The organism is Frigoribacterium sp. MEB024 (genome assembly GCF_000878135.1).
Classification (GTDB): Bacteria; Actinomycetota; Actinomycetes; order Actinomycetales; family Microbacteriaceae; genus Frigoribacterium.
In genome coordinates this window covers 1-25,101 of record NZ_JXQZ01000101.1, presented here as the reverse complement: position 1 = coordinate 25,101, position 25,101 = coordinate 1, and the positions used below count along the sequence as shown (strand labels likewise).

The 25,101-nt window shown below is 72.1% G+C and carries 23 protein-coding genes and 1 pseudogene; 12 read left to right on the top strand and 12 right to left on the bottom strand.

The genetic code is table 11. From position 1 onward, the window contains the following. Positions 1-85: 85 nt before the first annotated feature. Positions 86-1,033 carry a thioredoxin domain-containing protein gene (locus tag SZ60_RS14760; protein ID WP_043597205.1) on the top strand — a complete coding sequence of 316 codons (948 nt, stop codon included), beginning with the start codon at positions 86-88 and terminating at the stop codon, positions 1,031-1,033. Here the strand turns inward: SZ60_RS14760 and SZ60_RS14755 are convergent. Beyond that, positions 1,030-1,581 carry a metallophosphoesterase gene (locus SZ60_RS14755; protein WP_043597316.1) on the bottom strand — a complete coding sequence of 184 codons (552 nt, stop codon included), beginning with the start codon at positions 1,579-1,581 and terminating at the stop codon, positions 1,030-1,032. The genes SZ60_RS14760 and SZ60_RS14755 overlap by 4 nt on opposite strands. Before the next feature lie 190 nt (positions 1,582-1,771). On the opposite strand from SZ60_RS14755, the gene SZ60_RS14750 reads away from it, so the two are divergent. From SZ60_RS14750 to SZ60_RS14740, 3 genes are all read left to right on the top strand, one after another. Further along, positions 1,772-2,905 (top strand): AI-2E family transporter, encoded by a 1,134-nt coding sequence (locus SZ60_RS14750; protein WP_043597204.1) that lies wholly within the window; start codon positions 1,772-1,774, stop codon positions 2,903-2,905. Between the two features lie 285 nt (positions 2,906-3,190). After that, positions 3,191-5,128 carry an MDR family MFS transporter gene (locus tag SZ60_RS14745; RefSeq protein ID WP_082060204.1) on the top strand — a complete coding sequence of 646 codons (1,938 nt, stop codon included), beginning with the start codon at positions 3,191-3,193 and terminating at the stop codon, positions 5,126-5,128. Next, the gene (locus SZ60_RS14740; protein WP_052505442.1) at positions 5,109-5,657 is read left to right on the top strand and encodes a MarR family winged helix-turn-helix transcriptional regulator; all 549 of its coding nucleotides are present in this window, start codon (positions 5,109-5,111) and stop codon (positions 5,655-5,657) included. Before SZ60_RS14745 ends, SZ60_RS14740 begins: the two co-directional genes overlap by 20 nt. 173 nt (positions 5,658-5,830) lie before the next feature. Here SZ60_RS14740 and SZ60_RS14735 read toward each other — a convergent pair whose 3' ends face one another. Beyond that, positions 5,831-6,874 carry an NAD(P)-dependent alcohol dehydrogenase gene (locus tag SZ60_RS14735; protein ID WP_043597203.1) on the bottom strand — a complete coding sequence of 348 codons (1,044 nt, stop codon included), beginning with the start codon at positions 6,872-6,874 and terminating at the stop codon, positions 5,831-5,833. 171 nt (positions 6,875-7,045) lie between these two features. Continuing rightward, a complete protein-coding gene (locus tag SZ60_RS14730; RefSeq protein WP_043597201.1) occupies positions 7,046-7,987 on the bottom strand; it encodes an ROK family protein in 942 nt (313 codons plus the stop codon). An 82-nt stretch (positions 7,988-8,069) separates the two neighbouring features. Here SZ60_RS14730 and SZ60_RS14725 point away from each other — a divergent pair, with 82 nt between their 5' ends. Next, entirely contained in the window at positions 8,070-8,993 is a 924-nt protein-coding gene (locus SZ60_RS14725; RefSeq protein ID WP_043597199.1) for a PfkB family carbohydrate kinase, read from the top strand. A 49-nt stretch (positions 8,994-9,042) separates the two neighbouring features. On the opposite strand, the gene SZ60_RS14720 is transcribed toward SZ60_RS14725, so the two are convergent. The 3 genes from SZ60_RS14720 to SZ60_RS14710 form a co-directional block, all read right to left on the bottom strand. Continuing rightward, entirely contained in the window at positions 9,043-10,050 is a 1,008-nt protein-coding gene (locus tag SZ60_RS14720) for an NADP-dependent oxidoreductase (protein ID WP_043597198.1), read from the bottom strand. Positions 10,051-10,218: 168 nt separating this feature from the next. Beyond that, positions 10,219-11,127 (bottom strand): neutral zinc metallopeptidase, encoded by a 909-nt coding sequence (locus tag SZ60_RS14715; protein ID WP_043597195.1) that lies wholly within the window; start codon positions 11,125-11,127, stop codon positions 10,219-10,221. 27 nt (positions 11,128-11,154) lie between these two features. Then, positions 11,155-11,592: a DUF5997 family protein gene (locus tag SZ60_RS14710; RefSeq protein ID WP_043597192.1), complete on the bottom strand. Its 438-nt coding sequence runs from the start codon at positions 11,590-11,592 to the stop codon at positions 11,155-11,157. A gap of 33 nt (positions 11,593-11,625) precedes the next feature. On the opposite strand from SZ60_RS14710, the gene SZ60_RS14705 reads away from it, so the two are divergent. The 5 genes from SZ60_RS14705 to SZ60_RS14685 all read left to right on the top strand — a co-directional run bounded on the left by SZ60_RS14705 (position 11,626) and on the right by SZ60_RS14685 (position 14,311). Then, positions 11,626-12,351 (top strand): LysR substrate-binding domain-containing protein, encoded by a 726-nt coding sequence (locus SZ60_RS14705; protein WP_043597189.1) that lies wholly within the window; start codon positions 11,626-11,628, stop codon positions 12,349-12,351. A gap of 68 nt (positions 12,352-12,419) precedes the next feature. After that, positions 12,420-13,184, top strand: a complete 765-nt coding sequence (locus tag SZ60_RS14700; protein ID WP_231567184.1) for an SDR family oxidoreductase — start codon at positions 12,420-12,422, stop codon at positions 13,182-13,184. Between the two features lie 48 nt (positions 13,185-13,232). Then, complete coding sequence (locus SZ60_RS14695; RefSeq protein ID WP_043597183.1) at positions 13,233-13,682, top strand: YdeI/OmpD-associated family protein; 450 nt, start codon at positions 13,233-13,235, stop codon at positions 13,680-13,682. 133 nt (positions 13,683-13,815) lie between these two features. Beyond that, positions 13,816-14,025, top strand: a complete 210-nt coding sequence (locus tag SZ60_RS14690; RefSeq protein ID WP_043597181.1) for a DUF2945 domain-containing protein — start codon at positions 13,816-13,818, stop codon at positions 14,023-14,025. 49 nt (positions 14,026-14,074) lie between these two features. Next, positions 14,075-14,311, top strand: coding sequence for a hypothetical protein (locus SZ60_RS14685; protein ID WP_043597179.1), 237 nt, complete (start codon positions 14,075-14,077; stop codon positions 14,309-14,311). Here SZ60_RS14685 and SZ60_RS14680 read toward each other — a convergent pair. Continuing rightward, entirely contained in the window at positions 14,304-15,551 is a 1,248-nt protein-coding gene (locus SZ60_RS14680) for an MFS transporter (RefSeq protein WP_056228830.1), read from the bottom strand. The two genes, SZ60_RS14685 and SZ60_RS14680, sit on opposite strands and share 8 nt — an antisense overlap. Positions 15,552-15,638: 87 nt before the next feature. On the opposite strand from SZ60_RS14680, the gene SZ60_RS14675 reads away from it, so the two are divergent. Continuing rightward, a complete protein-coding gene (locus SZ60_RS14675; protein WP_052505440.1) occupies positions 15,639-16,331 on the top strand; it encodes a TetR/AcrR family transcriptional regulator in 693 nt (230 codons plus the stop codon). A 67-nt stretch (positions 16,332-16,398) separates the two neighbouring features. Here SZ60_RS14675 and SZ60_RS14670 read toward each other — a convergent pair whose 3' ends face one another. Together SZ60_RS14670 and SZ60_RS14665 are read right to left on the bottom strand one after the other, a co-directional pair. Beyond that, a complete protein-coding gene (locus tag SZ60_RS14670; protein ID WP_043597176.1) occupies positions 16,399-17,253 on the bottom strand; it encodes an ABC transporter permease in 855 nt (284 codons plus the stop codon). Beyond that, positions 17,250-18,299 (bottom strand): daunorubicin resistance protein DrrA family ABC transporter ATP-binding protein, encoded by a 1,050-nt coding sequence (locus SZ60_RS14665; RefSeq protein WP_043597174.1) that lies wholly within the window; start codon positions 18,297-18,299, stop codon positions 17,250-17,252. Before SZ60_RS14665 ends, SZ60_RS14670 begins: the two co-directional genes overlap by 4 nt. Before the next feature lie 205 nt (positions 18,300-18,504). Here SZ60_RS14665 and SZ60_RS14660 point away from each other — a divergent pair, with 205 nt between their 5' ends. Next, on the top strand, positions 18,505-22,005 hold the full coding sequence (locus SZ60_RS14660; RefSeq protein ID WP_043597171.1) for a bifunctional proline dehydrogenase/L-glutamate gamma-semialdehyde dehydrogenase: 3,501 nt from the start codon (positions 18,505-18,507) through the stop codon (positions 22,003-22,005). 120 nt (positions 22,006-22,125) lie between these two features. On the opposite strand, the gene SZ60_RS14655 is transcribed toward SZ60_RS14660, so the two are convergent. From SZ60_RS14655 to SZ60_RS14645, 3 genes and pseudogenes are all read right to left on the bottom strand, one after another. Further along, a complete protein-coding gene (locus SZ60_RS14655) occupies positions 22,126-23,334 on the bottom strand; it encodes an alcohol dehydrogenase catalytic domain-containing protein (RefSeq protein WP_043597168.1) in 1,209 nt (402 codons plus the stop codon). Between the two features lie 228 nt (positions 23,335-23,562). Further along, positions 23,563-24,546 (bottom strand): NAD(P)-dependent oxidoreductase, encoded by a 984-nt coding sequence (locus tag SZ60_RS14650; RefSeq protein ID WP_043597302.1) that lies wholly within the window; start codon positions 24,544-24,546, stop codon positions 23,563-23,565. Further along, a pseudogene (locus SZ60_RS14645) lies at positions 24,543-25,101 on the bottom strand (AMP-binding protein); the annotation flags it as partial. The gene SZ60_RS14650 and the pseudogene SZ60_RS14645, both read right to left, overlap by 4 nt.

The window sequence follows — 25,101 nt, the reverse complement described above, 5'->3', positions numbered from 1 at the left end:
CCATGTTTCGTGGCCACGACTCGTGGCGACCGTCCCCACCACCCGCTCGACGCGACCATGCGAGGCCGTCGCGCACCGGAGCCCCATGACTGACCTGAATCCCGACGACTCGTCGTTGACCAAGAACCAGCGGCGCGCGGCGGCCCGCCAGAAGGCCCAGCTCGCCCGCCAGAAGCAGAAGCGGCGCCAGCGCGCGGGCAAGTGGGCGCTGCAGGGCGGCCTCGCCCTCGTGGTGATCGCCATCGTCGTCGGCGTCGTCCTGGTCATCACGAACAGCATCCGCCCGGCCGGGCCCGGTCCCGCCAACATGGCCAGCGACGGCATCAAGATCGGTCAGGGCTTCGAGGCCGTGCAGACGGGGGCCCTGGGCCCCGACGACGAGCCCACGGCGTCCGCGTCCACGGCGTCGAGCGACACGGTCGACATCGTGGTCTACCTCGACTACCTCTGCCCCATCTGCGGCGAGTTCGAGCAGGCCAACAACGACTACATCAGCGGTCTCGTCGAGTCGGGGGCGGCGACGGTCGAGTACCACCCGGTCGCCATCCTCACGAACCAGTCCCTCGGCACGAAGTACAGCAACCGGGCGGCCAACGCGGCGGCCTGCGTGGCGAACTACTCGCCGAACTCGTTCTTCGACTTCAACACCGCCATGTTCGAGCAGCAACCCGAAGAGGGCACCCGCGGCCTCGACGACTCGCAACTCGCCGACATCGCGACCGGCGTCGACGGGGTGACGAAGGCGAGCGACATCACGAGGTGCATCGACGACGACGAGTTCGGCTCGTGGGTGACGGCGTCGACGCAGCGGGCCATCGACGGGCCCCTGCCGAACAGCGACCTCGACGCCCTGACGGGCACCCCGACGGTCCTGGTCAACGGCCAGAAGTACGACGGCAGCCGTCCGTTCACGGTGCAGGAGTTCCGCAGCTTCGTCGTCACCGCGGCCGGCAACAGCTACACCGAGTCGGGCACGGCCAGCCCGTCGCCGACCCCGACCGAGTCGGCCCCCGCCGAGACGCCCGCCGGCTAGGTCGTCATGCGGGGGTGCGGAAGCACCCCCGTGCGGTCCCGCGCGGCGACGGGCAGCTCGTGCAGCACCACGTCGCGCACCTCGCCCGCGTCGAGGGTCAGCGTGAGGTAGGTGGCGTGCGGCTGGCGCCGACGGTCCGTGGGTGACCCCGGGTTCAGCAGGCGCAGGCCCGCGGGCGTCGTCGTGTCCCACGGGATGTGGCTGTGCCCGAACAACAGCAGGTCGGTCTCGGGGAAGGCGCGGTCCATGCGGGCCTCGCGCCCCTCCTTGGCTCCGGTCTCGTGCACCACGGCGAGGCGTACGCCCTCGATCGTCGTGCGGGCGACCTCGGGCAGGCGGGCGCGCAACGCGTCGCCGTCGTTGTTGCCCCACACCCCGACCAGGAGGCGCGCACGGGCCTCGAACTCGTCGAGCGTCGGTGCGCCGGTCCAGTCGCCCGCGTGCACGACGACGTCGGCGCGCTCGACCGCGGCCCACACGACCCCCGGCACGGCCTTCGCCTTCTGCGGGACGTGGGTGTCGGACACGACGAGGACGGTGGTCGGCATGCCCTCCACGCTAGGCGCGCGTCGAGCCGCGGGCGTCGATCGGCCCGATATCGTCGTGGCGGGGTTTGCTGTCCTAGTCGGGGCGATCACCTCCGACGCTTCTGCCAGCCCACCGGCACCCGGCCGCACTCGACCGCGCCTCGCCCGGCACCATCTCGACGCCCGCACCACCAGAAACGAGGACGACACCGTGGGACTCTTCCGCAGCCAAGAATCCGAGATCGCCCGAGAGGACGCCGCCGTCCGGCACTCCCTCTGGGCCGACGCCTTCGGCACCCTCGCGACGCGCGCCGTGCAGATCATCGCCGTGCTGATCGTGGCGATCGGCGTCATCTACGTGTTCTTGAGCCTCAGCCTCGTCACCCTTCCGGTGCTGCTCGCGCTCATCTTCGCCTCGGCCATGCTGCCCGTCGTGGCGTTCCTGCGACGTCACAAGGTGCCTTCGGTGCTGGCCACGCTGATCGCCCTGTTCGCCGTGCTGATCATCCTCGGCCTCGTCGCCTGGCTGATCGTCTGGGCGGTCGAGAACCAGGCGAGCTCGCTGGTCGACTCGGCCACCTCGGGCTTCAACAAGCTTCAGGACTGGATCACGACCCTGCCCTTCTCGATCAGCGACCAGCAGATCGAGGACGCCCGCAACGCGGCCGTCGACTTCGTCACGAGCTCGCAGTTCGGCTCGGGCGCCCTGGCCGGCGCCTCGGCGGTCGGCAGCTTCGCGACGGGTCTCGTGCTGATGATCGTGGTCCTGTTCTTCTTCCTCAAGGACGGCCCCGCGATCTGGGAGTTCCTGCTGCGCCCGTTCCGGGGTGAGCACTACGCCCGTGCCCGTCGCATCGGTGACAAGACGGTCTCCACCCTCGGTGGTTACGTGCGCGGGACGGCGACGGTCGCCGCGGTCGACGCCGTCGGCATCGGCATCGGCCTCTTCGCCCTCGGCGTGCCCCTGGCGCTGCCGTTGGCCGTCGTCGTGTTCCTGACCGCGTTCATCCCGCTGGTCGGTGCCACCGCCGCGGGCATCCTCGCCGCCCTCGTGGCACTCGTCGCCAACGGGCCGGGCACGGCCCTGGCCGTCGTGGCCGTCGTCGTCGTCGTGAACCAGCTCGAGGGCAACCTGCTGCAGCCGGTGCTCATGGGCCGCACGCTGCAGCTGCACGGCCTGGTCATCCTGGTCGCGCTGACCGCCGGCACGATCCTCGGCGGCGTCGTGGGTGCCGTCATCGCCGTGCCGCTCATGGCCGTCGTCTGGGGCATCACCCAGGTCTGGAACGGCGATCACGAGCCCGCCGAGATGTTCCGACAGAAGAGGCCCGAAGAGGTCCGCTGACCCCGGAGGCCCCGAGGAGGCGCGGTGCGAGCAGTGCTCGCACCGCGCCTCCTGCGTTCCCGCGACCGGGAGGTCGCCCGTAAAGAGAAAAAACTGCAGCAACTGCAGCGAAATGGTTGCGGATCGTCAACGAAAGCGTATGGTTGACGTTCTGCAACCAACGGACACGGCCAACGGCGATCGGTCCCTCACCATCTCGAACCACCGGAGCGCACCTTGTCGCAGACCACGACCGCCGCGGGCACCAAGCCCGCGGCTCCGCACGAACCGGGCGAAGCGCCCGGCATGAGCCACCGCGAAGTCCTCACGGCCCTGTCGGGCCTGCTGATGGGCATGCTCGTGGCGATCCTCTCGTCGACCGTCGTGTCGACCTCGCTTCCGCGCATCGTCAGCGACCTCAACGGCAGCCAGACCTCGTACACCTGGGTCATCACGGCCACCCTGCTGGCCACCACGGTCAGCACCCCGCTGTGGGGCAAGTTCAGCGACCTGACGAACCGCAAGGTGCTGCTGCAGGTGGCTCTCGTGCTGTTCGTGCTCGCGTCGGTCGCGGCCGGCTTCTCGCAGAACACCGCGACGTTGATCACCTTCCGCGTCTTCCAGGGTCTCGGTGCCGGCGGCCTGACCGCCCTGGTGCAGGTCGTCATGAGCGACATCATCAGCCCGCGCGAGCGCGGCCGGTACATGGGCTACCTCGGTGCCGTCATGAGCGTCGGCACCATCGGTGGCCCGCTGCTCGGCGGCGTGCTGACCGACAGCATCGGCTGGCGCTGGAACTTCTTCGTCGGCGTGCCCGTGGGCATCGCGGCCCTCGTCGTCATCCAGAAGACGCTGCACCTGCCCGCCAAGCCCAAGAAGAAGGTCGTCATCGACTACTGGGGCGCCGGCCTGATCGCCGGTGGCGTCTCGCTGCTGCTCATCTGGGTGTCGCTCGGCGGCAAGCAGTTCGAGTGGAACTCGGTCACCAGCTGGGTCATGGGCCTCGGCGCCGCCGCCCTGCTCGTGCTCGCCGTGGTCGTGGAGTTCCGCTCGAAGGAGCCGATCATCCCGCTGACGCTCTTCAAGAACCGCACCTTCACCTTCGCGGTGGTCGCCTCGCTCAGCGTCGGCGTCGCCATGTTCGGCACCAGCGTCTTCCTCGGCCAGTACATGCAGCTCGCCCGCGGCCAGTCGCCGACCATGGCCGGCATCCTGACCCTGCCGATGGTGCTCGGCCTGCTGATCTCGTCGATGGTCGCCGGTGCGCTCATCTCGAAGTACGGCAAGTGGAAGCCCTACATGATCGTCGGCTCGATCCTGCTCGCCGCCGGACTCTTCCTCATGTCGACCATCGAGTACGACACGAACTTCTTCGTCGTCTCGGTCTTCATGGCGATGATGGGTCTCGGCATCGGCATGGTGATGCAGAACCTGGTGCTGGTCGTGCAGAACTCGGTCGACGTCAGCGTCGTCGGGGCGGCCTCGTCGAGCGTCGCGTTCTTCCGCAGCCTCGGCGGCACCATCGGCGTCTCGGTCATGGGTGCCGTGCTCGGCACCAAGGTGTCGGGCTACATCACCGACGGCCTCACCGACGCCGGGGTCGACCCCAGCGCGCTCGGCAGCGGCGGCTCGACGAGCATCCCCGACCTCAGCACCGTGCCCGGCCCGATCCGGACGATCATCGAATCGGCCTACGGTCAGGGCGTCGCCGACGTGTTCCTCATCGCGGCTCCGCTGGCGATCATCACCATCGTGTTCGTCTGCCTGCTCCCGAACGTCGAGCTCGGCACCAAGACCGGTCTCCAGCGTGCGGCGGCGAAGACGGACGGCCCGGCGGCCGACTCGTCGGCGGCCACGGCCTCGGACGACAGCGACGGAGGCGCGGCCCCGGTCGACGCGAACGCCGCGTCCCCGGCCGCCAAGGGAGTCGCGGCCACGGCCGGCCTGGCCCCCGCGGTGTCGAGCGCCCCGGCGACGGCCTCCACGCCCGTCACGGCGTCCGACCCGACCTCGGGCCTGTCGGGTTCGCCCGCGCCCGTCTCACCCGTCGACGGAGGGGACGGCGTCGCCGAGGCGCAGCGCCGTCACCACAGCCACACGTCGACCGCCACCGGTACCATCGACACGATCATCGCGACGGGCGCCGCCGAGGTGGCGGGTCACCCGGTGCCCGCCGACGAACTGGCCGAGAGCCCGGTGTTCTCGTCCCTGGTCGAGGAGAAAGATGTCGCAGCCGACCGTTGACGGCCAGCCCGAGGGCGCGGTGCTCGACGTGCCGCGCCCTGCGGGGGCCGAGGCTCCCGACCAGGCCGCACCGCGCCTCCCGGGTCCTGACGACGACGGCCGCGAGGGCCTCATGGCCGGCGTGGTCGACGAGATCGGCTCGATGATGGTCGAGGCCAAACGCACGATCGCCGCGGCGGCGTCGCGCTTCGACCCGGACGTGCCCCCCACGGCCTTCTACGTGCTGCGGTACGTGATGAAGCACCAGCCGTGCAGCGCCGGCGACATCGTCAAGGCGATGGCGATGGACAAGAGCGCGGTCAGCAGGCAGGTAACGCTGCTCCGCGAGGCCGGGTTCGTCGACGTGGTGCCCGACGCGGCCGACGGTCGTGTCATGACCCTGCGCAGCACCGAACGCGCCGAGAGCCGCATGCTCGAGGTGCGGCACGAGAACCGCGCCGTGTTCCGCAACCACGTCGAGGGCTGGTCCGACGACGAGCTCGCCGAGTTCGCCGGTTGGCTTCGTCGGTTCAACACCCCCGCCGGGTAGCGGAGCCGGCGGACGTCTGCTGGTGCCGACCCCCGACGGGCGAGTTCGTCGGAGGGGGGCTGCCGTGGTCGCCCGCCGTCCCCGGGGTCGCCCGTGGTCGTACCCGTCCGCCCTCGGCATCGACGAAGGCCCCCTCCCGTGACGGGAGGGGGCCTTCGTGCCTGCGGCGGGTGCTAGATGGTCGCGGTGTCGATCACGAAGCGGTAGCGGACCTTGCTGGCGACGACGCGCTCGTAGGCCTCGTCGACCTCGTCGGCGCCGATCGTCTCGATCTCGGCGCCGATGTGGTGCTCGGCGCAGAAGTCCAGCATTTCTTGCGTCTCGGGGATGCCGCCGATGTTCGAGCCGGCGAGGCTGCGACGGCCGCCGATCAGCGACCCGGCGCGGAAGGACTGCGGGTTCTCGGGCAGGCCGACGAAGACCATGGTGCCGTTGAGGCGCAGGGTGCGGGCGTAGGCGTCGATGTCCATGTCGGCCGAGATCGTGTTGATGATCAGGTCGAACGAGTTCTTGAGCTTTCCGAAGGTCTCGGGGTCGCTCGAGGCGTAGTAGTGGTCGGCGCCGAGCTTCAGGCCGTCCTCCTGCTTGGACAGCGTCTGGCTGATGACGGTGACCTCGGCGCCCATGGCGTGCGCGATCTTGACGGCCATGTGGCCGAGCCCGCCCATGCCGACGACGGCGACCTTCTTGCCGGGGCCGGCACCCCAGTGCTTGAGGGGCGAGTAGGTCGTGATGCCGGCGCAGAGCAGCGGCGCGGCCTCGTCGAGTGCGATGCCCTCGGGGATCGACAGCACGTAGTTCTCGTCGGCGACGATCTGCTTGGCGTAGCCGCCGTAGGTGGGCTCGCCCGAGTACTGGCGGCCGTTGTAGGTCGCGACGTTGCCCTTGACGCAGAACTGCTGCTCGCCCGCGAGGCAGTTCTCGCACTCACGGCAGCTGTCGACGAAGCAGCCGATGCCGACGCGGTCGCCGACCTGGTGCTTGGTGACCTCGGAGCCGACCTCGGTGACGATGCCGGCGATCTCGTGGCCGGGCACCATCGGGAAGATCGCCTTGCCCCATTCTTCGCGGGCCTGGTGGATGTCGCTGTGGCAGATGCCGGCGAACGCGATGTCGATCTGGACGTCGTTCGGGCCGACGTCGCGCAGTTCGACGGTGGAGTGCTCGAAGGGTGCGCCGGCGGACGGCGTGAGCATGACGGGGACGGTGGTGGGCATGAGATGACCTCTCTGCGAGTGGTGGTGCGGTGGTGGTGCGCGCCCCGAGGGCGCGACGGACTCCGACGACGTTGTGGGATGCAACCCAGCCTAGGCCGGGCCGCCGACGACCGTTCCCAGAGAAGCGACCGACCCCGGGAGGCGCGGGTCACCGACCGCAGGAGGCGCGGCTCAGCCGAGCAGCTCGGCCCGCCACACGAGCGCTGCGGCCCCGACCAGGGGGCTCTCGTCGCTCAGGCCCGAGCGGACGACGCGGACGCGACGGGCGTACTCGTTGACCGGCGCCTCCTGGACCGTGGCCCGGACCAGGTCGAGGTAGTCGTCGCTGACGCGCGAGAACCCGCCGCCGATCGCGACGACGTCGAGGTCGAGCAGCGTGGTGACCGACGAGACGGCCTCGCCGACGGCGTTGGCCGAACGGCGGACGGCCGCGACGGCGATCTCGTCGCCCGCGACGTAACCGGCCGCCAGGTCTTCGCCGCGCTCGCCCTGCCAGCCCTGCTCACGGGCCCAGGCGACGACGTTCGGGCCCGAGGCGATGACCTCGAGGGTGGCGGCCCAGGCGTTCTCGCCCGCGGGGCGGTCGGCGATCTGGATCTGGCCGATGTGGCCGGCGTTGCCCGTGCCGCCCGAGAGCAGGCGGCCGTTGACGATGAGGCCGCCGCCGACGCCGGTCGAGACGGTGATGGCCAGGGCGTTGTCGGCGCCCTGGGTGGCACCGACCCAGTGCTCGGCGAGGGCGAGGCTGACGCCGTCGAGCCGCAGGGTGACGGGGGCGGCGTCGGGCAGGGTCGAGGCCGCGAGGGCCGCGACCTGCTCGCGCAGCGGGTAGCCGCGCCAGGCGTGCAGGTTGATCGGCGACACCGTGCCGTGCACGAGGTCGACCGGTCCGGCGCTGCCGATGCCCGCCCCGACGAGGGCGTCACCGTCGGGCAGGGCGTCGAGGGCGTGCGCGACGACCGCGCGGACCGCCTCGGCGAGTTCGTCCGACGTCGACCCGGCGCCGGTGGGGCGTCGGTCGCGACTGCCGTCGAGCAGGGTTCCGTCGGAGGCGACCAGCGCCGCCTCGACCTTCGTTCCGCCCACGTCGACGGCCAGTGCGTAATCGGTCACGTCGGCCAGCGTAGCGGGGGAGTGCGACCCGACCGCGTGCCGGAATAGGGTGGCTGCCGGCACGCTGACGAAAGGCACCCCCATGGACACCACCGACGGTCGGGTCGCCGTTCTCGGCGACGCCCTCATCGACGAACTCCGCACCGACGACGGCTCGACCGACCACGTCGGCGGGGCCGGCCTCAACGTCGCCGTGGGGCTCAGCCGCCTCGGCGTCCCCACGACGCTGCTCGCCTCGATCGGCGACGACGCCGACGGCGAGTCGATCCGCGCCTTCCTCGCCGAGCACGGCGTCGAGCTCGTCGCGACGATCAACCCCCTCGGGACCGGCCGGGCGGTCTCGCTCCGGGTCGACGGCGAGCCGAGCTACGTCTTCACCGACGCCGCCGTCGCCCGCGGTCTCGACTTCTCGCCCGAGCAGCTCGCCGTGCTCGACGCCGCCCCCGTGGTCGCCGTCAGCTCGTACCCGTTCGACGACGCCCCGCTGACCGAGCGGTTGCTGCGCGTGGTCGGCACCGACCCCGTGCGGCTGGTGGTCGACCCGAACCCGCGGCCGGGGTTCCTGCCCGGTGGGGCGGCCCAGATCGCCGACTTCGCCGTCGGCTTCGAGCGGGTCGCGGCCTCGGCCCTGCTCGTGAAGATCGGTGACGACGACGCCGAACTCGTCGCCGGGCGCTCGCTCGACGACTGGCAGGAGGCGCTGCTCGCGGCGGGCACCGGGGGAGTGCTCGCGACCCGCGGCTCGGCCGGGGCGAGCCTGGCGCTCGGAGCGTCGGCGGACGCGACGGACGTCACTGCCCTCACGCGGGGCATCTCGTCGGCCGAGGGTGAGGTCGTCGACACGATGGGCGCGGGCGACGCGACCTTCGCGTCGATCGTGGCCTCGCTGCTCGCCGAGCGGCGCGAACCCGGCTCGGTCGACTGGCCGGCTGCCCTCGAGGGGGCCATGGACGTGGCGGCGGCGACGGTCAGGGCTCCGGGGGCGTTGTTGCGGCTGCCCCGCTGACGCCCGTGGGGTCTGCCGACCCGCGCCTCCTGCGCTCTGTCGGTGCGGATCAGCCGAGCGACTCGGCGACCGCCCGCGCCTTGCCCGACAGGTACCAGTGCGAGCGTGCACCGGTCTCGACCGGCTGCATGCCCACGACGACCTTGCCGCGCGAGTGCTGCTCGGCGAGGTCCTCGAACGCCTGGGCGATGTAGTCGAACGGGTAGAAGCCCGAGACGAGCACGCGCAGTTTGTTCTCGGCGATGAGCTTCGCGAGGGCCGAGAGGATCATCGCGGGTTCGGTGTCGTCGCGCTCGGCGCCGATGAAGCGGATCTCGCGCTCGAGGCGGTCCTCGCTCGAGCTGAACCGCGCCGGCAGCACGCCGAGGTCGGCGCTGAGGGCCGGGTTGTCCCCGCCGAAGTTGTCGATGAACGCCGTCACGTGGCGGTCGGTGCCCGCGGCCTTGTCGATGCGCTCGCGCAGGCCCTCGCCGTAGTCGACGGGTACGACGCCGATCGAGCGCAGGTAGTCGTGGTTGCCCGGGCTGCAGGTGCCGATCACCTTGGCGCCGAGCTGCAGGGCGAGCTGGCACTCGATGTGGCCCACGCCACCCGCCGCGGCCGTGATCACGACGACGTCGTCCGGCCCGAGGTGCAGGCTGCGGACGGTGTCGTACGCGGTGGCTCCCGCCAGGTAGAGCCCTCCGGCGACCTCCCACGGGACGTGCTGCGGCTTGGGCACGACGGCGCTCGCCGGCACGGCGATGTAGGTGGCGTGCGCGCCGCCCCCGACCGCGTGGCCGATCACCTCGGCACCGACCGAGAAGTTGCGCACCGCGGCGCCGCGCTTCTTCACGATGCCCGCGAAGCACGAGCCCTCACGGGCCGGGAAGTCGAGGGGCAGCCGGTCGACGAAGTCTCCCTGGCGGATAAAGTTCTCGATGTGGTTGAGGCCCGCGCAGATCACCTCGACGACGACCTCGTCGTCGGACGGTGTCGGCAACGGCTGCTCGACGAAGTGCAGCTGCGAGACGTCCCCGTACCCGTCGAACTCGATGGCCTTGCCCGGTCGTGCCATGACGTGCCTCCACTGCTGTCGTCGCGGTGGCGCCTGTGCCGTCGCGAGGGTGAGTGAAGTGTGCGCCCTCCGGGCCGCCGTCGCCCGGAAGGTGCGCTTCGAGTTGCCTGGACGCACCGTGCCGCGGTGGCGGCGTCGACCGTCAGGAGGCGCGGGTCGGCCTCGTCGTCAGAGCTGGTCGGTCGGCACCGAGAACGTGTCGCAGGCCGTCGCGCCCTGGCTGCGCCCGGTCTCGAACCACTTCTGGCGCTGCTCGGCCGAGCCGTGCGTCCAGGTGTCGGGATCGACCTGGCCGCCGCCGGCGGACTGGATGCGGTCGTCGCCCACCGCGGCCGCCGCGTCGAGCGCGTCGGCGACCTGCTGGTCGGTCACGGGCTCGAGGAACGTGGTGCCGTTCGCGTCCTGCACGGTGGACGCCGCGCCGACCCAGGCCCCGGCGTAGCAGTCGGCCTGGACCTCGAGCCGGATGGTGTCGGAGCCCGGGCCCGTGCCGCTGCGATCGGCGCGGTCGAAGGCGCCGGTCAACTGCTGGACGTGGTGGCCCCACTCGTGGCCGACGACGTACATCTGCGCGAGGGGGCCGCCGCTGGCGCCGAACTGCGACCGGAGCTGCTCGAAGAAGTCGGTGTCGACGAAGAGGGCCTCGTCGGGTGGGCAGTAGAACGGGCCCGTGGCGCTCGTCGCCCCACCGCAGCCGGTGTCGGTCGAGCCGCTGAAGAGGAAGAAGTCGGGGGTGCGGTAGTCGGTGACACCGAGTGCCGGGGCCTCGGCGGCCCAGTACGCGTCGAGCGAGTCGGCCGCGCCGACCATGCGGCAGTCCACGCTGTCGTTGGCCTGCGCGCCGGTGGTGCACTCGGACGACAGGTCGCCCTCGCTGACCGGCTGGGCGCCTCCGCCGGCCGTCCCGCCGCTGAGCAACCCCGAGACGTCGACGCCGGTGACCTGACTGATGAGGAAGACGGCGATCAGGCCGACGATGCCGATGCCGATGCCGCCGCCGGCGACACCCACCGTGCGACCGCGACCGCGTCGCTTGACCTTGCTGCCGTCGAGGCGCGCGTCGTCGTTGAAGGACATGTCGCCGACGGTAGCGCAGGGCGGGGGTCAGTGCCCTTCGGCGGCTTCTTTCGCCTCGCGCTCTTTGCGGAGCACCTCGCGGCCGGCGTTGCGCTCTTTCACGCGCAGTTCTTCTTCGCGCACGTCGGCGTGGATGCCGCGTTCGGTGCGGAGCCAGTCGGGCATCTCGTCGAGCAGGGCGTGGATCTCGTCGGTGGTCATGACGTCGTCGACGCCGGCCCGGGCGAGGCCGGAGGTCGAGATGCCGAGCTTCTGGGCGACGACGGGTCGCGGGTGGGGACCGGTGCGGCGCAGCTCGGACAGCCACTCGGGCGGGTTCGTGCTGAGCTCGGCGAAGGCCTCGCGCGTGACGGGGGCGGCCTGGAACTCGGCGGGCGTGGCCGGCAGGTACACCCCGAGCTTCTTGGCGGCCGTGAAGGGCTTGAGGGTCTGCGGCTGCTTGCCGGACGGCGCGTCGGAGGTCATCTGCCCAGGGTACCGGGCCGATACCCTCGACCCATGACGACCGAGCCGACCCGCACCCCGTTCCGCATCGGGGTCGTGCCCGGCGTCACCCTGTCCAAGTGGTCGAGGCTCTGGGAGGAACGCCGTCCCGAGACCCCGCTGGCCTTCGTGCCGCTCGCCGACGCGGACGCGGTGCCCGCCCTCGACGACGCCCGGGGCGACGACCGGGTCGACATGGCCCTGGCCCGCCTGCCGATCGAGGTCGAGGGGCTGTCGGTCATCCGGCTCTACGACGAGAGGGCCGTCGTCGTCGTGCCGAAGGACCACGCCGTCACCGCGGCCGGCGCCGAGGACGAGGTCGAGGCCGCCGCGTTCGCCGACGAGCACCGGCACGACCTCGACCCGTCCCTCTCGCTCGCCGATGCCGTCGCGGTCGTCGCGACCGGGGCCGGCGTCGCGGTCATGCCGCAGTCCCTCGCCCGGCTGCACGCCCGCAAAGAGGTGACCTACCGCTACGTCGCCGACCTGCCGCCGACCACGATCGCGCTGGTCTGGCCCGAGGGCGAGCTCACCGACGACCTCGACGACTTCATCGGGGTCGTGCGGGGTCGGACGGCCCGCAGCTCGCGATCGAGGAGGCGCGACGAACCCGAGCAGGAGGCCACGGCCCGCAAGGGGTCGGCTCCCGACCCGCGCGGGGCGAAGCCGAAGCGCACGCCGCCGAAGGGCCGAGGGCCGCAGCGCGGCACGGGCCGCAGCCGACCGCGCCGCGGGCGCTGATTCCTCTCGCGTGACCCCGCCGGCGCCGACCGGTCTGACAAGCTGAGCGGATGTCGAAGGAGACCCGCATGTCGAAGAAGATCTGTCTGCTCACCGGTGCCGGCCGCACGAACTCGATCGCGAACGGCATCGCCCACGAGCTCGCCGCCGACGGCTGGGACCTCGCGCTGACCACCTGGGACGGTTACGACGCCGCCATGCCCTGGGGGCTGAAGTCCGTCGACGTGGGGACGCTCGTCGCCCAGCTCGAAGCCGCGGGTGCGCGCGTGGCCGTGTACCCGGCGGATCTGGCGGACCCGGGGACCCCCGCGCGCCTCCTCGGGGCGGTGGCCGACGACCTGGGGCCGGTGACGGCGCTCGTGCTGTCGCACTCGCACAGCGTCGACTCGTCGATCCTCGACACGACGCTCGAGAGCTGGGACGCGCACTACGCGGTCAACGTGCGGGCGGCATGGCTCGCGATCAAGGCGTTCGCCGAGCAGTTGCCCCCGGTCGACCGGCTCGACGACGGCGCCCGCATCGTCGCCCTGACGAGCGACCACGTCGTGCACAACCTGCCCTACGGGTCGAGCAAGGGCGCCCTCGACCGGCTCGTCGTCGCGGCGGCGCGCGAGCTCGGGCACCTGGGCGTCTCGTCGAACGTGCTGAACCCCGGCCCGATCGACACGGGGTGGATGGACGACGCCATCCGCGCCAGCGGCATCGAGCGTCAGCCGACCGGGCGCCTCGGCACGCCCGCCGACATCGGACGGGTCGTGCGCTTCCTGCTGTCGTCCGAGGGTCGCTGGATCTCGGGTCAGCTGCTCAAGGCCGACGGCGGCTTCTCGGTCTGAGCGGCGCCGGTGGTGGTGCCGGCGGTGGCGGCTCGTTAGCATCCGGACATGACCGAACCCGTGACGTTCCGCACCACGATAGCCGAGGCCCGGACGAACGCGACCGGGATCGTCGTGCCGCCGGAGGTCGTCGACTCCCTGGCGGCCGGGAAGAAGCCCGCAGTGGTCGTCACGCTCCGGGGATACACGTACCGCAGCACGGTCGCGAGCATGGGCGGGCGGTTCCTGATCCCCGTCAGTGCCGAGCACCGGGCGGGGTCGGGCGTCGTCGGCGGGCAGGACGTCGAGGTCACACTGGCCCTCGACACCGAGCCGCGGGTCGTCGAGGTGCCGGCGGACCTGCGCGAGGCACTCGACGCGGACGACGCGGCCCGCGCCTCCTACGAGTCCCTGTCCTTCAGCCGGCAGCGCGCCCTGGTCGAACCGATCGGAGCGGCGAAGACCTCCGAGACCAGGGCTCGTCGGCTCGCCGCGGCGCTCGCCGTCCTCACCGGCTGAGCCCGACGGGTCGCGGCGTCCGACCTGTACCCCGCCACGCTGGGTGGTGGGTCGGCGCGAGCGGGGTACCGTCCACGCCACCACCGCGCGGCACCGGACGCCGACGGACGGATCGACACACCAAGGAGGCGCGATGTCGTTCAGCAAGGGAGACCACGTCACCTGGAACACCCCCCAGGGCGAGACCCACGGCACGGTCGTGGAGAAGCGCGTGAAGGAGTTCCAGCTCGACGGGCAGACGTTCAAGGCCTCGGACGACGAGCCCTACTTCGTCGTCGAGAGCGACAAGAGCGGGGCGAAGGCCGCCCACAAGGGCTCGTCGTTGAGCCCGAAGAAGAAGTAGCACCAGCCGCACCCCACCCACCACCGCCCCACCCCACGAGGAGAACACCATGGCCGACCTGAACGACGTGCGCTGGAACGACGAAGCCCGCGACAAGATCCTGACCGACGCCGACAACGTGCTGCGCGACGCGGTCCGCGACGCCGCCGCCGCCCACTCGGGCGAGTCGTGGGAGGAGTCCTTCAAGGCGATCAACGACGCCGTCAAGGATCGCTTCATCGACTACGAGCCCGGCCCGGACGTCCGCAAGTACGCCGAGGCGATCGAGCGCGGCGACTTCAGCTGACCCGCGCCTCCTGGCCGGCGTCGACCCGTCGCACCCGTGAGCTGAGCGCCACGGCCACCGCGACGGCGACCACGAGGCCGGCCAGGGCGGCGAGCGTCGCCGGCGTGCCGATGAGTTCGGTGAGCGGTCCGACGACGACCTCGCCGACCGGCACACCGGCCAACGAGGCCAGCGTCAGGCACGAGAACACGCGACCCAGGTAGGCCCCCGGGACCTGACGTTGCACGACCACGTCCAGCGGCACCGTGAAGACCTCGAGCCCCACACTGGCGGCGAAGAGGCCGAGGCTGATCCAGAAGAACCAGTGCAGCGGGTCGAACACGACCGGATCCGTGCCGTAGGCGAACGAGAGCAAGACGAGCGGCAGGGCGAGTGCCGCGGCTCCGAGGCAGGCCGCCCAGAGGCGCAGCCGTCCTCGCAGGGCACCGGCCCAGTACGCCCCGACGATCAGGCCGAGGGTCTGCAGGGCACCCGCGAACCCCCAGAGCAGCCGTCCGAACGACTGGTCGGCCACGAGCGGGCCCACCACCTGCACCCCGCCGGCGAAGGCGAACTGGAACGTGAAGGCCAGCGCCGCCGTGGCGACGAGCCAGCGCGTGCGCCAGACGAAGCCCAGCCCGCTGCCGAGGTCCTCGAGCACCGACGTCCCTCCGGAGGCGCGGGCACCGTCCCGGGGCAGCCCCACGAACACGACGGCCGCGACCACGAAGACGGCCGCCCCGACGGCCAGGGCAACGCCCGACCCGGCGGTCGCGACCACGGCGCCGCCCACCGCCGTTCCGATCACCAATCCGACGTTCATGCCGACGCGGCTGAGCACCGTCGCGTCCCGGAGGCGTTCGTCGGGCACGGTCTCGCGCAGCAGGGCGCTCGTCGCGGGGCCGAAGAAGGCGGCCGCGGCACCGTTCACCGCCCCCACCGCCGCGAGGGTGGGCAACGTCTCGGTCTGCGTCAGCATCAGGGTGGCCGCGACGACGAGCGACGCCGCCGACAGCCACGACGAGGCGATCGCGACGGTGCGCTTCGAGAAACGGTCCGCGAGGGCCCCGCCGACCAGCACCAGGGCGATGTTGGGCACGGACCGGGCGACGACCACGAGCCCGAGGTCGACGGCGTCGGCCCCCAGGTCGATCGCCGCGAAGACGATGGCCAGGGGCGCGAAGCCGCTGCCCACCCACGAGAACAGGCGTCCGACCCAGAGGGCCCGGAAGGCAGGCGTTCTCAGCAGCGACCACGGCACCGCTGAACTCTATGCCGACGCACCGTGTGCGGACGCCTCGTCCCCGGGCGTCGTCATCTGCTCGGGGGACGACCTAGGCTGACCCCGATGGACGCCCCCGAGCCCGACCCGACCCGTGCCGACGTCACCGACGTCCCCCCGGTCGGTGCGGTGCGCGAACCCGGTCGCTACCGCAAGGGCATCGCCAAGCGCGAGGCGATCCTCGACGCGGCCCTGCCGGTGTTCGGCAAGGTCGGGTTCCACGGCGCCACCCTGCGCGAGATCGCGCGGCGGTGCGGCGTCTCTCACCAGTCGCTCATGCACTACTTCCCGACGAAGGACGAGCTGCTGATGGCCGTGCTCCGTCGGCGCGACGAACGACTGCGACGCCACTTCGACGACGACGGGGGCATGAGGGTCGACGAGCTCGTCGCGCTCGCCGAGTACAACGTCGACGTGCCCGTCGTCATCTCGCTGTTCATCACGGCGTCGGCCGAGGCCACCTCACCCGACCACCCCGCACACCAGTACTACGCCGACTACTACGAACGCATCGTCTCGTCGACCTCGGCCTACCTCGGGCTCGCCCAGGCTCGGGGGTGGTTGCGCGACGGCTACACGGCCGAGTCGGCCGCCCGCGTCGTGCTCGCCGTCCAGGACGGGTTGCAGCTGCAGTGGTTGTACGAGCGGGACGCCGTGGACGTCCCCGCCCTGATGCGCCTCGTGATCGGGAGCGTCCTCACGGTGCCGACGAGCGAACTCGACGCCGCCGTGCGCGAGGCGGCCGGGCTCGCGGGCTGACCCGCGCCTCCTCGGCGGACGCGCGACGGTCCGCGGGCGGCGGCTCGCGGTCGACCGCCGGCGTTCGCTACTTCGCGCTGATGCGCTGGAACTTGCGGATGCACAGCGGCACGAAGACCACCAGCATCACGGTGATGCCGAGCAGGACGGTCGCGTAGGGGTGCTGCATCGTCCAGATGTCGGGCACCGGGGTGGCACCCAGGTTGCCGAACGAGGTGCGGGCGGCCTGAACCAGCGACGACACCGGGTTCCACTCGGCGAAGACCCTCAGCACGGTCGGCAGGGTGTCGCTCGGCACGAACGCGTTCGAGACGAAGGTCAACGGGAACAGGATCATGAACGACGCGTTGTTGATGGTCTCGGGTGTCTTGACGCTCATGCCGAGCAGGGCCATCACCCAGCTGAACGAGTAGCTGAACAGCAGCAGGAGGGCGACCCCGCCGACGAACGAGGCAGGCGAGGCGTTCACCCGCCAGCCGACCGCGAGTCCGGTGAGCATCATGATGACCATCGAGATCGTGTTGAGCGCGAGGTCGCTGTTCGTGCGACCGATCAGCACGGCCGACGGGCTCATGGGCAGGGTGCGGAACCGGTCGATGATGCCCTCTTTCAGGTCTTGGGCCATCGCGGCACCCGAGAAGGTCGAGCCGAAGACCACGGTCTGCGCGAAGATGCCCGCCATGAGGAACTGCGTGTAGTCGGTGCCCTGGACGGCGATGGCCCCGCCGTAGACCTGGCTGAAGAGCAGGACGAACATGATCGGCTGCAGCACGGCGAAGATCAGCATGTCGGGCGAGCGCTTCACCTTGATCAGGTTGCGCTTGGTGACCGTCCAGCCGTCCGAGGCCCAGGTGCCGAGGCCCGTGTCGCTCGACGGGACGAGCGTCTGCGCCAGGGCGGCGGTGGTTCCGGTGGTGGTCATGCCCGTGCCTCTCTCTTCTTCGCACCGCGCCGACCGCGACCTCGACCACCGGCCGGGTCGTCGTCGGGGGAGCCGTGGTCGTCGCCCGCGTCGTCGTCGGCCGCGCGGTGGCCGGTGAGCTGGAGGAACACGTCGTCGAGGGTCGGACGTCGCATGCCGGCGTCGTGCAGCTCGATGCCGGCCGCCCCGAGGTCGGCGAGCGTCCGCTGCAGGGCGGTCGGGCCGTCGGTGACCGCGACCTCGAGCTGGCGGCCGTCGGCCCCGACGGTCGGATCGGAGTCTCCGTGCCGACGGAGCACCTCGACCGCCTGATCCGCCCGCGCCTCGTCGACGAGGGCCACGACGAGGCGGTGGCCGCCGACCTGGGCCTTGAGCTGGTCGGCCGTGCCCTCGGCGATGACGGCCCCGCCGTCGATCACCGAGATGTCGTCGGCCAGGCGGTCGGCCTCCTCGAGGTACTGCGTGGTCAGCAGGACCGTCGTGCCCCCGTCGACCAGCCCGGTGATGATGTCCCACAGGGCGAGTCGGCTGCGGGGATCGAGCCCCGTCGTCGGCTCGTCGAGGAAGAGCACCCGCGGATTCGTCACGAGCGCCCCGGCGAGGTCGATCCGTCGGCGCATGCCGCCCGAGAAGCCCTTGACCGGCCGGTCGCCCGCGGCGGCGAGGTCGAAGACCTCGATCAGCTCGCGGGCGCGGTCCCGACTGACGCGGCTGCCCAGGTGGTACAGCCGCCCGATCATGTCGAGGTTCTCGAATCCGGTGAGGTTCTCGTCGACCGCGGCGTACTGCCCCGAGACGCCGATCGAGCGGCGCACGGCCTGGGCGTCGGCGACGACGTCGAGCCCGGCGATCGTGGCCGTGCCGGCGTCCGGACGCTCGAGGGTGGTGAGCATCTTGACGCCCGTGGTCTTGCCCGCGCCGTTCGGACCGAGCAGCGCCTTGACGGTGCCTTCGGGCACGATCAGGTCGAGGCCGGTCAGTGCGTGGACCGGGCCGGACTTGGACCGGTAGGTCTTCGTGAGGCCGCGGGCCTCGATCATCGCCATGGGTGCTCCCGGTGCATGGGGCCCGTCCATCCGCAGACGGGTCGGTCTTGGCGGCCGCTGTGCACCGCCTGAACGCGCCCAAGGTAGCGCTGTCCGGCCCCCACCGCCAGTGCCGATCGGCCCCCTGTGGAGAAGGAGGCGCGGCGCACGTTACGGTCTCGTGTCAAACCTTGCCAGGTGGCAAGTTCCGCCCTACATTCATCCCATGACCACCATCGACGAGACGGCGGGGCCGTCCACCGCTGAACAGCTCCTGCCCGTCGGCATCGGCGACGACGCCGTCGCCCTCGCCCGCCGCTGGGCGCACGACGCGTCGGGCGCCCCGAGCACCGGCTCGGCCCACCTGCTCGCCCAGGTCCTGAAGGACGAGTCGGGACTCGCCTTCACGATCGGCTTCGTCGACCGCGTCGTCCGTCCCGAAGATCTCGGCGTCGCCGCCCGCAACCTGTCGACCCTGGCGAAGCAGGCACCGGCCTTCCTGCCGTGGCACATGCGCTCGGCCGTGCGCCTCGGCGGCGTCATGGCGCCCGTGTTGCCGGGCGTGGTCGTGCCGATCGCCCGTCGAGTCCTGCGCGGCATGGTCGGCCACCTCATCGCCGATGCCCGCCCCGCCAAGCTCGGTGCGGCCATCGCGAACATCAAGAAAGACAAGACGCGGCTGAACCTCAACCTGCTCGGCGAGGCCGTCCTGGGCGACGCCGAGGCCGAGCACCGCCTCGCCGGCACCCGGGCGCTGCTCGCCCGAGACGACGTCGACTACGTGTCGATCAAGGTCTCGTCGATCGTCAGCCAGCTCTCGATGTGGGCCTTCGACGAGACCGTCGAGCGCGTCGTCGAGAAGCTCACCCCGCTGTACGAACTCGCCGCCCGGTCGCCGAAGCCGAAGTTCATCAACCTCGACATGGAGGAGTACCGCGACCTCGACCTGACGATCGCGGTCTTCACGCGCCTCCTCGACCAGCCGCAGCTGAAGGGCCTCGAGGCCGGCATCGTCCTGCAGACCTACCTGCCCGACGCCCTGGGCGCCCTGCAGCACCTCACCACCTGGGCGACCGAGCGGGTCGACGCCGGCGGGGCCGCGATCAAGGTGCGCATCGTCAAGGGTGCGAACCTCGCGATGGAGACCGTCGACGCCACCGTGCACGAGTGGCCGCTCGCGACCTACGGCACCAAGCAGGACAGCGACACCAACTACAAGCGCGTGCTGACGTGGGCCTTCACGCCCGAGCGGACGCGCGCCGTACGGGTCGGCGTCGCCGGGCACAACCTGTTCGACATCGCCTTCGCCCACCTGCTGGCCGAGGCCCGTGGCGTCGGCGACCGCGTCGAGTTCGAGATGCTGCTCGGCATGGCCGAGGGGCAGGCCGAGCTGGTCAAGGCCGACGTCGGGGGCCTCCTGCTCTACACGCCCGTCGTGCACCCTCGTGAGTTCGACGTCGCCATCAGTTACCTGATCCGCCGCCTCGAAGAGAACGCCTCGAGCGAGAACTTCATGTCCGCCGTCTTCGAGCTCGCCTCGAACGAGGCCATGTTCGAGCGCGAGAAGGGCCGGTTCCTCGCCTCGCTCGCCGAGGTCGACGGCGACACCCCGGCGCCGCACCGCGTGCAGAGCCGCCTCGACGCGGCCCAGGCGTTGCAGCCCCGCGAAGCCGGCAGCGGCTTCGACAACGAGCCCGACACCGACCCCGCCCTGGCCGACAACCGCGCCTGGGGCCGCGAGATCGCCGCCCGCTCGGCCGACTCGCGCCTGGGCGTCGAGCTGATCGAGTCCGCCCGGGTGACCGACGAGGCCACCCTCGACGCGATCGTCGCCGACGCCGTCGCCGCGTCCGCCGACTGGGCTGCCCGCGGAGGCGCGGGTCGGGCCGCGGTCCTGCGCGAGGCCGCGGCGACGCTGTCGGCCCGCCGCGCCGACCTGATGGAGGTCGCCGCGAGCGAGACCGGCAAGACCGTCGCCGAGGGCGACGTCGAGGTCAGCGAGGCGATCGACTTCGCGAACTGGTACGCCCACCTCGCCGAAGAACTCGACCGGGTCGACGGCGCGACGTTCGTCCCCGAGCGACTCACCCTCGTCACGCCGCCCTGGAACTTCCCGCTGGCGATCCCGGCCGGCTCGACCCTCGCCGCGCTCGCCGCGGGCAGCAGCGTCGTCGTCAAGCCGGCCGGTCAGGCCAAGCGCAGCGGCGCCGTGATGGTGCAGGCCCTCTGGGACGCCGGCGTGCCCCGCGAGGTGCTCAAGCTGGTCGACGTCGACGAAGGCGACCTCGGTCGACACCTCGTGTCGCACCCGTCGGTCGACCGCGTCATCCTCACCGGCGCCTTCGAGACGGCCGCGCTGTTCACCAGCTGGCGCACCGACCTGCCCCTGCTCGCCGAGACGAGCGGCAAGAACGCCATCATCGTCACTCCGAGTGCCGACCTCGACCTGGCCGCGTCCGACGTCATCAAGTCGGCGTTCGGTCACGCGGGCCAGAAGTGCTCGGCGGCGAGCCTGGTGATCCTGGTCGGCTCGGTCGCCACCTCGGAGCGCTTCCGCCGTCAGCTCGTCGACGCCGCGTCGACGATGCGCGTCGGACTGCCCTCCGACCCCAGGACGCAGATGGGCCCGATCGTCGAGCCGGCCCACGGCAAGCTCGAACGGGCGCTCACCACGCTCGGCGCGGGCGAGACCTGGCTGGTCGAGCCGAAGCGACTCGACGACACCGGGCGGCTCTGGTCACCCGGCGTCCGTGCCGGCGTCGCCGCGGGCAGCGAGTTCCACCTCACCGAGTACTTCGGCCCGGTGCTCGGCATCATGACCGCGAAGACCCTCGACGAGGCGATCGAGCTGCAGAACGCGACCGACTACGGCCTGACCGCAGGCCTGCACACCCTCGACCCCGCCGAGCTCTCGACCTGGCTCGACCGGGTCGAGGCGGGGAACCTCTACGTCAACCGCGGCATCACCGGGGCGATCGTGCGGCGCCAGCCGTTCGGCGGCTGGAAGAAGTCCTCGGTCGGCGCCGGCGCCAAGGCGGGCGGACCGAACTACCTCGTGCACCTCGGCTCGTGGCAGCCGACGTCGCTGACCGAACCGCAGGAGGCGCGCCCGGGTCGCGAGGCCCTGGCCGCCCTCGAGGCCGCGTCGCCGCTGCTCGGGGCGTCGGGTTCGTCGGCCTCCGACGACCTGCGGGCCGCCGCCGCCAGCGACGAGCACTTCTGGGCCACCGAGTTCGGCGTCGCCCGCGACGTGAGCGACCTCGGCCTCGAGCGCGACCTGCTGCGTTACCGTCCCCTGCCCGTCACGATCCGCGCCGCCGACGGCGCGGCGCCGGCCGACGTGGTCCGCGTGTTGCTCGCCGGACGGCGCTCGGGTGCGCCGCTCACGGTGTCGTCGTCGGTCGAGCTGCCGGGCGCCCTCGTCCGCGCGCTCGGCCTCGCGGCCTCCGACGTCGTGCACGAGGACGACGCCGCCTGGCACGCGCGGGTGCGTGCGGGTCGCCTGTCGACCGAGCGCGTGCGGTTGGTGACCGGTGCCGATGGCGCGACCCGCGCCTCCTCGGCTCTGGCGGACGCCCTGGGCGGCGACCCGGCGGTGGCCGTGTTCGCGGCAGCCGTCACGCCGACCGGGCGCCTCGAGCTGCTGCCGTTCCTGCGCGAGCAGGCCGTCGCCATCACGGCCCACCGCTTCGGCAACCCCGACGACTGGAGCGCCTCGGTCATCTGACCCTGCCGGCGCACGCAGACGCCCGAACCCGCCGACCCCCTCGGGAGTCGGCGGGTTCGTGCCGTCCATGGGGCCGGCGCCGGCCCGCCGGGAGCGACGGGAACCCGCCGACCCGAGCCCCTAGCCGGGGACGACCTCGACCTTGGTCCAGCCGGGCTCGCGGCGGTCGAACGCCTCGTAGGCCTCGATGGCCGAGCCGATGCCCTCGTGCTCGGTGATGAACGCCGTGGGGTCGAACTGGCCGGACGCGACCAGGTCGATCAGCGGCGGGGTCACCGAGTGGTGGTCGCAGTTGCCCATGCGGATGGTGAGGTTCTTCAGCATCGCCTCGCCGAAGGGGAACGACGTCACGGTCGGCGAGTAGACGCCGATGACGCCGATGCGGCCGTACTTCGCCACGACCTCGACGGCCCAGCGCAGGGCCTGGGTCGGCGCGTTGCCGGGCACCCACTGGTCGCCCTGCGGGTTCGCGTCGGGGGCCACCTGCGCGACCTCGGCGGCGAACTCGGCGGCCGTGTCGGGGTCGGGGGCGGCGGGACCGTGGCTCGCGTGCTGTGCGTCCACGCCGACCGCGTCGATGACGGCGTCCACGCCCGCACCGCCGGTGAGGCGCGCGATCGTCTCGACCGGGTCCTCCTCGTCGAAGTTCACGATCTCGGCGTTCTGGGCGAGCGCCTGCGCCAGACGGGTCTCCTCACGGTCGACCACGATCACGCGGCTCGCGCCCTGCTTGAAGGCCGAGGCGATCGCGAACTGGCCCACCACTCCGGCACCGAAGACGGCGACCACGTCGCCGCGGGTGACCCCGGCGAGTTCGGCGCCGAACCAGCCGGTGGGGAAGATGTCGCTCAACAGGATGGCCTGCTCGTCGCTGACCGTGTCGGGCAGGCGGTGCATGGTGTTCTGCGCGAACGGGACGCGCACCTGCTCGGCCTGCAGGCCGTTCACCGGGCCGGTCGAGGCCGGACCGCCGAAGAAGCAGGTACCGGCGTCGGGGCCGTTGGGGTTCGCCACGTCGCACTGAGCGGTCTGGCCTTGGCGGCAGTAGCGGCAGGTGCCACACGACACCGTCGAGTTGATGACGACCCGGTCGCCGGCACTGAAGCCGCGCACGTCGTCGCCGACCGCGGTGACGATGCCCACCGCCTCGTGACCGAGGATCGTGCCCTCGGCCATGGGCGCCATCGTGCCGCGCACGAAGTGCAGGTCGGTGCCGCAGATCGCACTCCGGGTGATGCGGACGACCGCATCGGTCGGGTCGACGATCGTGGGGTCGGCGACCTCGTCGAGTCGGATGTCGCCGATGCCGTGCCAGACGACTGCCTTCATGGGATGGTCCTTCCGTTGAGCCCTCGGCACCGGAGCTGCCGGTACCCGTGCGACGGTAGGCGGCACGGCGTCGGAGCGAGGTGTGCCCTCGCACAGAGAACGGGGGACGCCGCCTCGCCCTGCTTCCCTCCGCCAGGGGGGTCGGCGGACTCCGTCACCCTGGCGGGTCGTCGCCGACCCGCCGGGCACGACGGGAACCGGCCGACTCGAGTGCGGCCGGGGTGGGCCTCAGACGGAGGGCTGCCCGGCGGCGTACCAGGCGGCGAGCCGGCGCAGTCCCTCGTCGACGCTGACGGCGGGCGTCCAGCGGAGGTCGTGCTGCGTGCGCCGCTGGTCGAACCAGTGCGCCGTGGACAGCTGCTCGGCGAGGAACCTCGTCATGGGTGGTTCGTCGGTGCCCGGCCGCACGGCCCAGACGCGCTCGACCAACGACCCCGCGGCGCGGGCGATCCCGGCCGGCACCCGCAGGCGAGGCGCGGGCACCCCGGCGGCCGCGCAGATCCCGGCCATCAGGTCGGCGACGGTGCGGGGCTCGCCGTTGCTGATCACGTACGACCCGCCGCTGACCTCGTCCACGCGCTCGAGGGCTGCGGCGATGCCGGACGCCGCGTTGTCCACGTAGGTGGAGTCGATCAGGGCGGCGCCGTGGTCGAGCAGCGGCAGGCGGCCGGAGCGCGCACGGTCGACGATGCGCTCGACGAGTTGGGTGTCGCCCGGGCCCCAAACCAGGTGCGGGCGGACGGCCACGACGCGCAGGTCGGCGTCGGCGGCTCCGAGGGCGACGCGCTCGGCCGCGGCCTTGGTGCGGGCGTAGTCGCCGCGAGCGTGCCCGGGTGAGGCGGGCAGGGCGTCGTCGCCGACGATCGATGATCCGGCGTGCGCGACGGACGGCGACGAGACGAAGACCAGCCGCGGGACCGAGGAGGCGCGCATCGCGTCGACGAGGGAGCGCGTGCCCCCGACGTTGACGGCCTCGAACTCGGCGGCGTCACCCGTGAGCGACACCTTCGCGGCGAGGTGGACGACGGCGTCCTGGTCGCGGACGGCGGCGGCCACGGCCCGCGGGTTCGTCATCGATCCGAGCACGTCGCGGGCGCCCGGCACGCCCGAGGCCCGGCGTTGGAAGGTCGTGACCTCGTGGCCGGCGGCGGCGACGGCTCGGGCGACGGCGCCGCCGAGCAGGCCGCTCGCGCCGGTGACCAGCACCCTCACGGGCGGCGCATCCGGCGGCCGGACAGCACGGACGTCGCCCACGCGGCGAGGCCGGTGCGGTCGATCTTGCTGTTGTGTCGCACGTCGGTCGGCAGCTGCGGCACGACGAGCACCGCGGCCACGGGCCGACCCGACGCCGACCCGACGGCCGAGCGGACCGAGGCCGCCAGGGCCGCGGACGCCAGCCCCGCGCGACGAGCCGGGGGGACGGTCTCGGCCACGACGACGACCTGCTGCGTGCCCGCCGGGCCGACGCCCACGACGGCGGCGCGGGCGATGCCGGCCCGCGCCTCCACGGCCTGTTCGGACGCCACCGGCGTCAGCACGCCCGTCGCCGTCGTGATCACGTGGGGCAGGCGGCCCTCGACCCAGAGTCGCCCCTGCGCGTCGAGGTGCCCGACGTCGCCGGTGCGGTGCCAGCGGGTCTCGGCGGTCGAGCCCAGGCGGCTGATGCGGTGCGTCAGCCAGAGACGGTCGTAGTGGTCCTCGACGTGGGGCGCCGAGACGACGATCTCGCCGGTCACGCCGGCGTCGTCCGTGAACGTCGAGGAGGCG

Coding starts and splice junctions, on each gene's coding strand:
- SZ60_RS14725 (WP_043597199.1), top strand. CDS start 8,070: ATGGACACCACCGACGGTCGGGTCGCCGTTCTCGGCGACGCCCTCATC.
- SZ60_RS14715 (WP_043597195.1), bottom strand. CDS start 11,127: ATGTCCTTCAACGACGACGCGCGCCTCGACGGCAGCAAGGTCAAGCGA.
- SZ60_RS14660 (WP_043597171.1), top strand. CDS start 18,505: ATGACCACCATCGACGAGACGGCGGGGCCGTCCACCGCTGAACAGCTC.
- SZ60_RS14705 (WP_043597189.1), top strand. CDS start 11,626: ATGACGACCGAGCCGACCCGCACCCCGTTCCGCATCGGGGTCGTGCCC.
- SZ60_RS14700 (WP_231567184.1), top strand. CDS start 12,420: ATGTCGAAGAAGATCTGTCTGCTCACCGGTGCCGGCCGCACGAACTCG.
- SZ60_RS14740 (WP_052505442.1), top strand. CDS start 5,109: ATGTCGCAGCCGACCGTTGACGGCCAGCCCGAGGGCGCGGTGCTCGAC.
- SZ60_RS14690 (WP_043597181.1), top strand. CDS start 13,816: ATGTCGTTCAGCAAGGGAGACCACGTCACCTGGAACACCCCCCAGGGC.
- SZ60_RS14735 (WP_043597203.1), bottom strand. CDS start 6,874: ATGCCCACCACCGTCCCCGTCATGCTCACGCCGTCCGCCGGCGCACCC.
- SZ60_RS14655 (WP_043597168.1), bottom strand. CDS start 23,334: ATGAAGGCAGTCGTCTGGCACGGCATCGGCGACATCCGACTCGACGAG.
- SZ60_RS14695 (WP_043597183.1), top strand. CDS start 13,233: ATGACCGAACCCGTGACGTTCCGCACCACGATAGCCGAGGCCCGGACG.
- SZ60_RS14665 (WP_043597174.1), bottom strand. CDS start 18,299: ATGGCGATGATCGAGGCCCGCGGCCTCACGAAGACCTACCGGTCCAAG.
- SZ60_RS14745 (WP_082060204.1), top strand. CDS start 3,191: ATGAGCCACCGCGAAGTCCTCACGGCCCTGTCGGGCCTGCTGATGGGC.
- SZ60_RS14760 (WP_043597205.1), top strand. CDS start 86: ATGACTGACCTGAATCCCGACGACTCGTCGTTGACCAAGAACCAGCGG.
- SZ60_RS14720 (WP_043597198.1), bottom strand. CDS start 10,050: ATGGCACGACCGGGCAAGGCCATCGAGTTCGACGGGTACGGGGACGTC.
- SZ60_RS14685 (WP_043597179.1), top strand. CDS start 14,075: ATGGCCGACCTGAACGACGTGCGCTGGAACGACGAAGCCCGCGACAAG.
- SZ60_RS14755 (WP_043597316.1), bottom strand. CDS start 1,581: ATGCCGACCACCGTCCTCGTCGTGTCCGACACCCACGTCCCGCAGAAG.
- SZ60_RS14670 (WP_043597176.1), bottom strand. CDS start 17,253: ATGACCACCACCGGAACCACCGCCGCCCTGGCGCAGACGCTCGTCCCG.
- SZ60_RS14675 (WP_052505440.1), top strand. CDS start 15,639: ATGGACGCCCCCGAGCCCGACCCGACCCGTGCCGACGTCACCGACGTC.
- SZ60_RS14710 (WP_043597192.1), bottom strand. CDS start 11,592: ATGACCTCCGACGCGCCGTCCGGCAAGCAGCCGCAGACCCTCAAGCCC.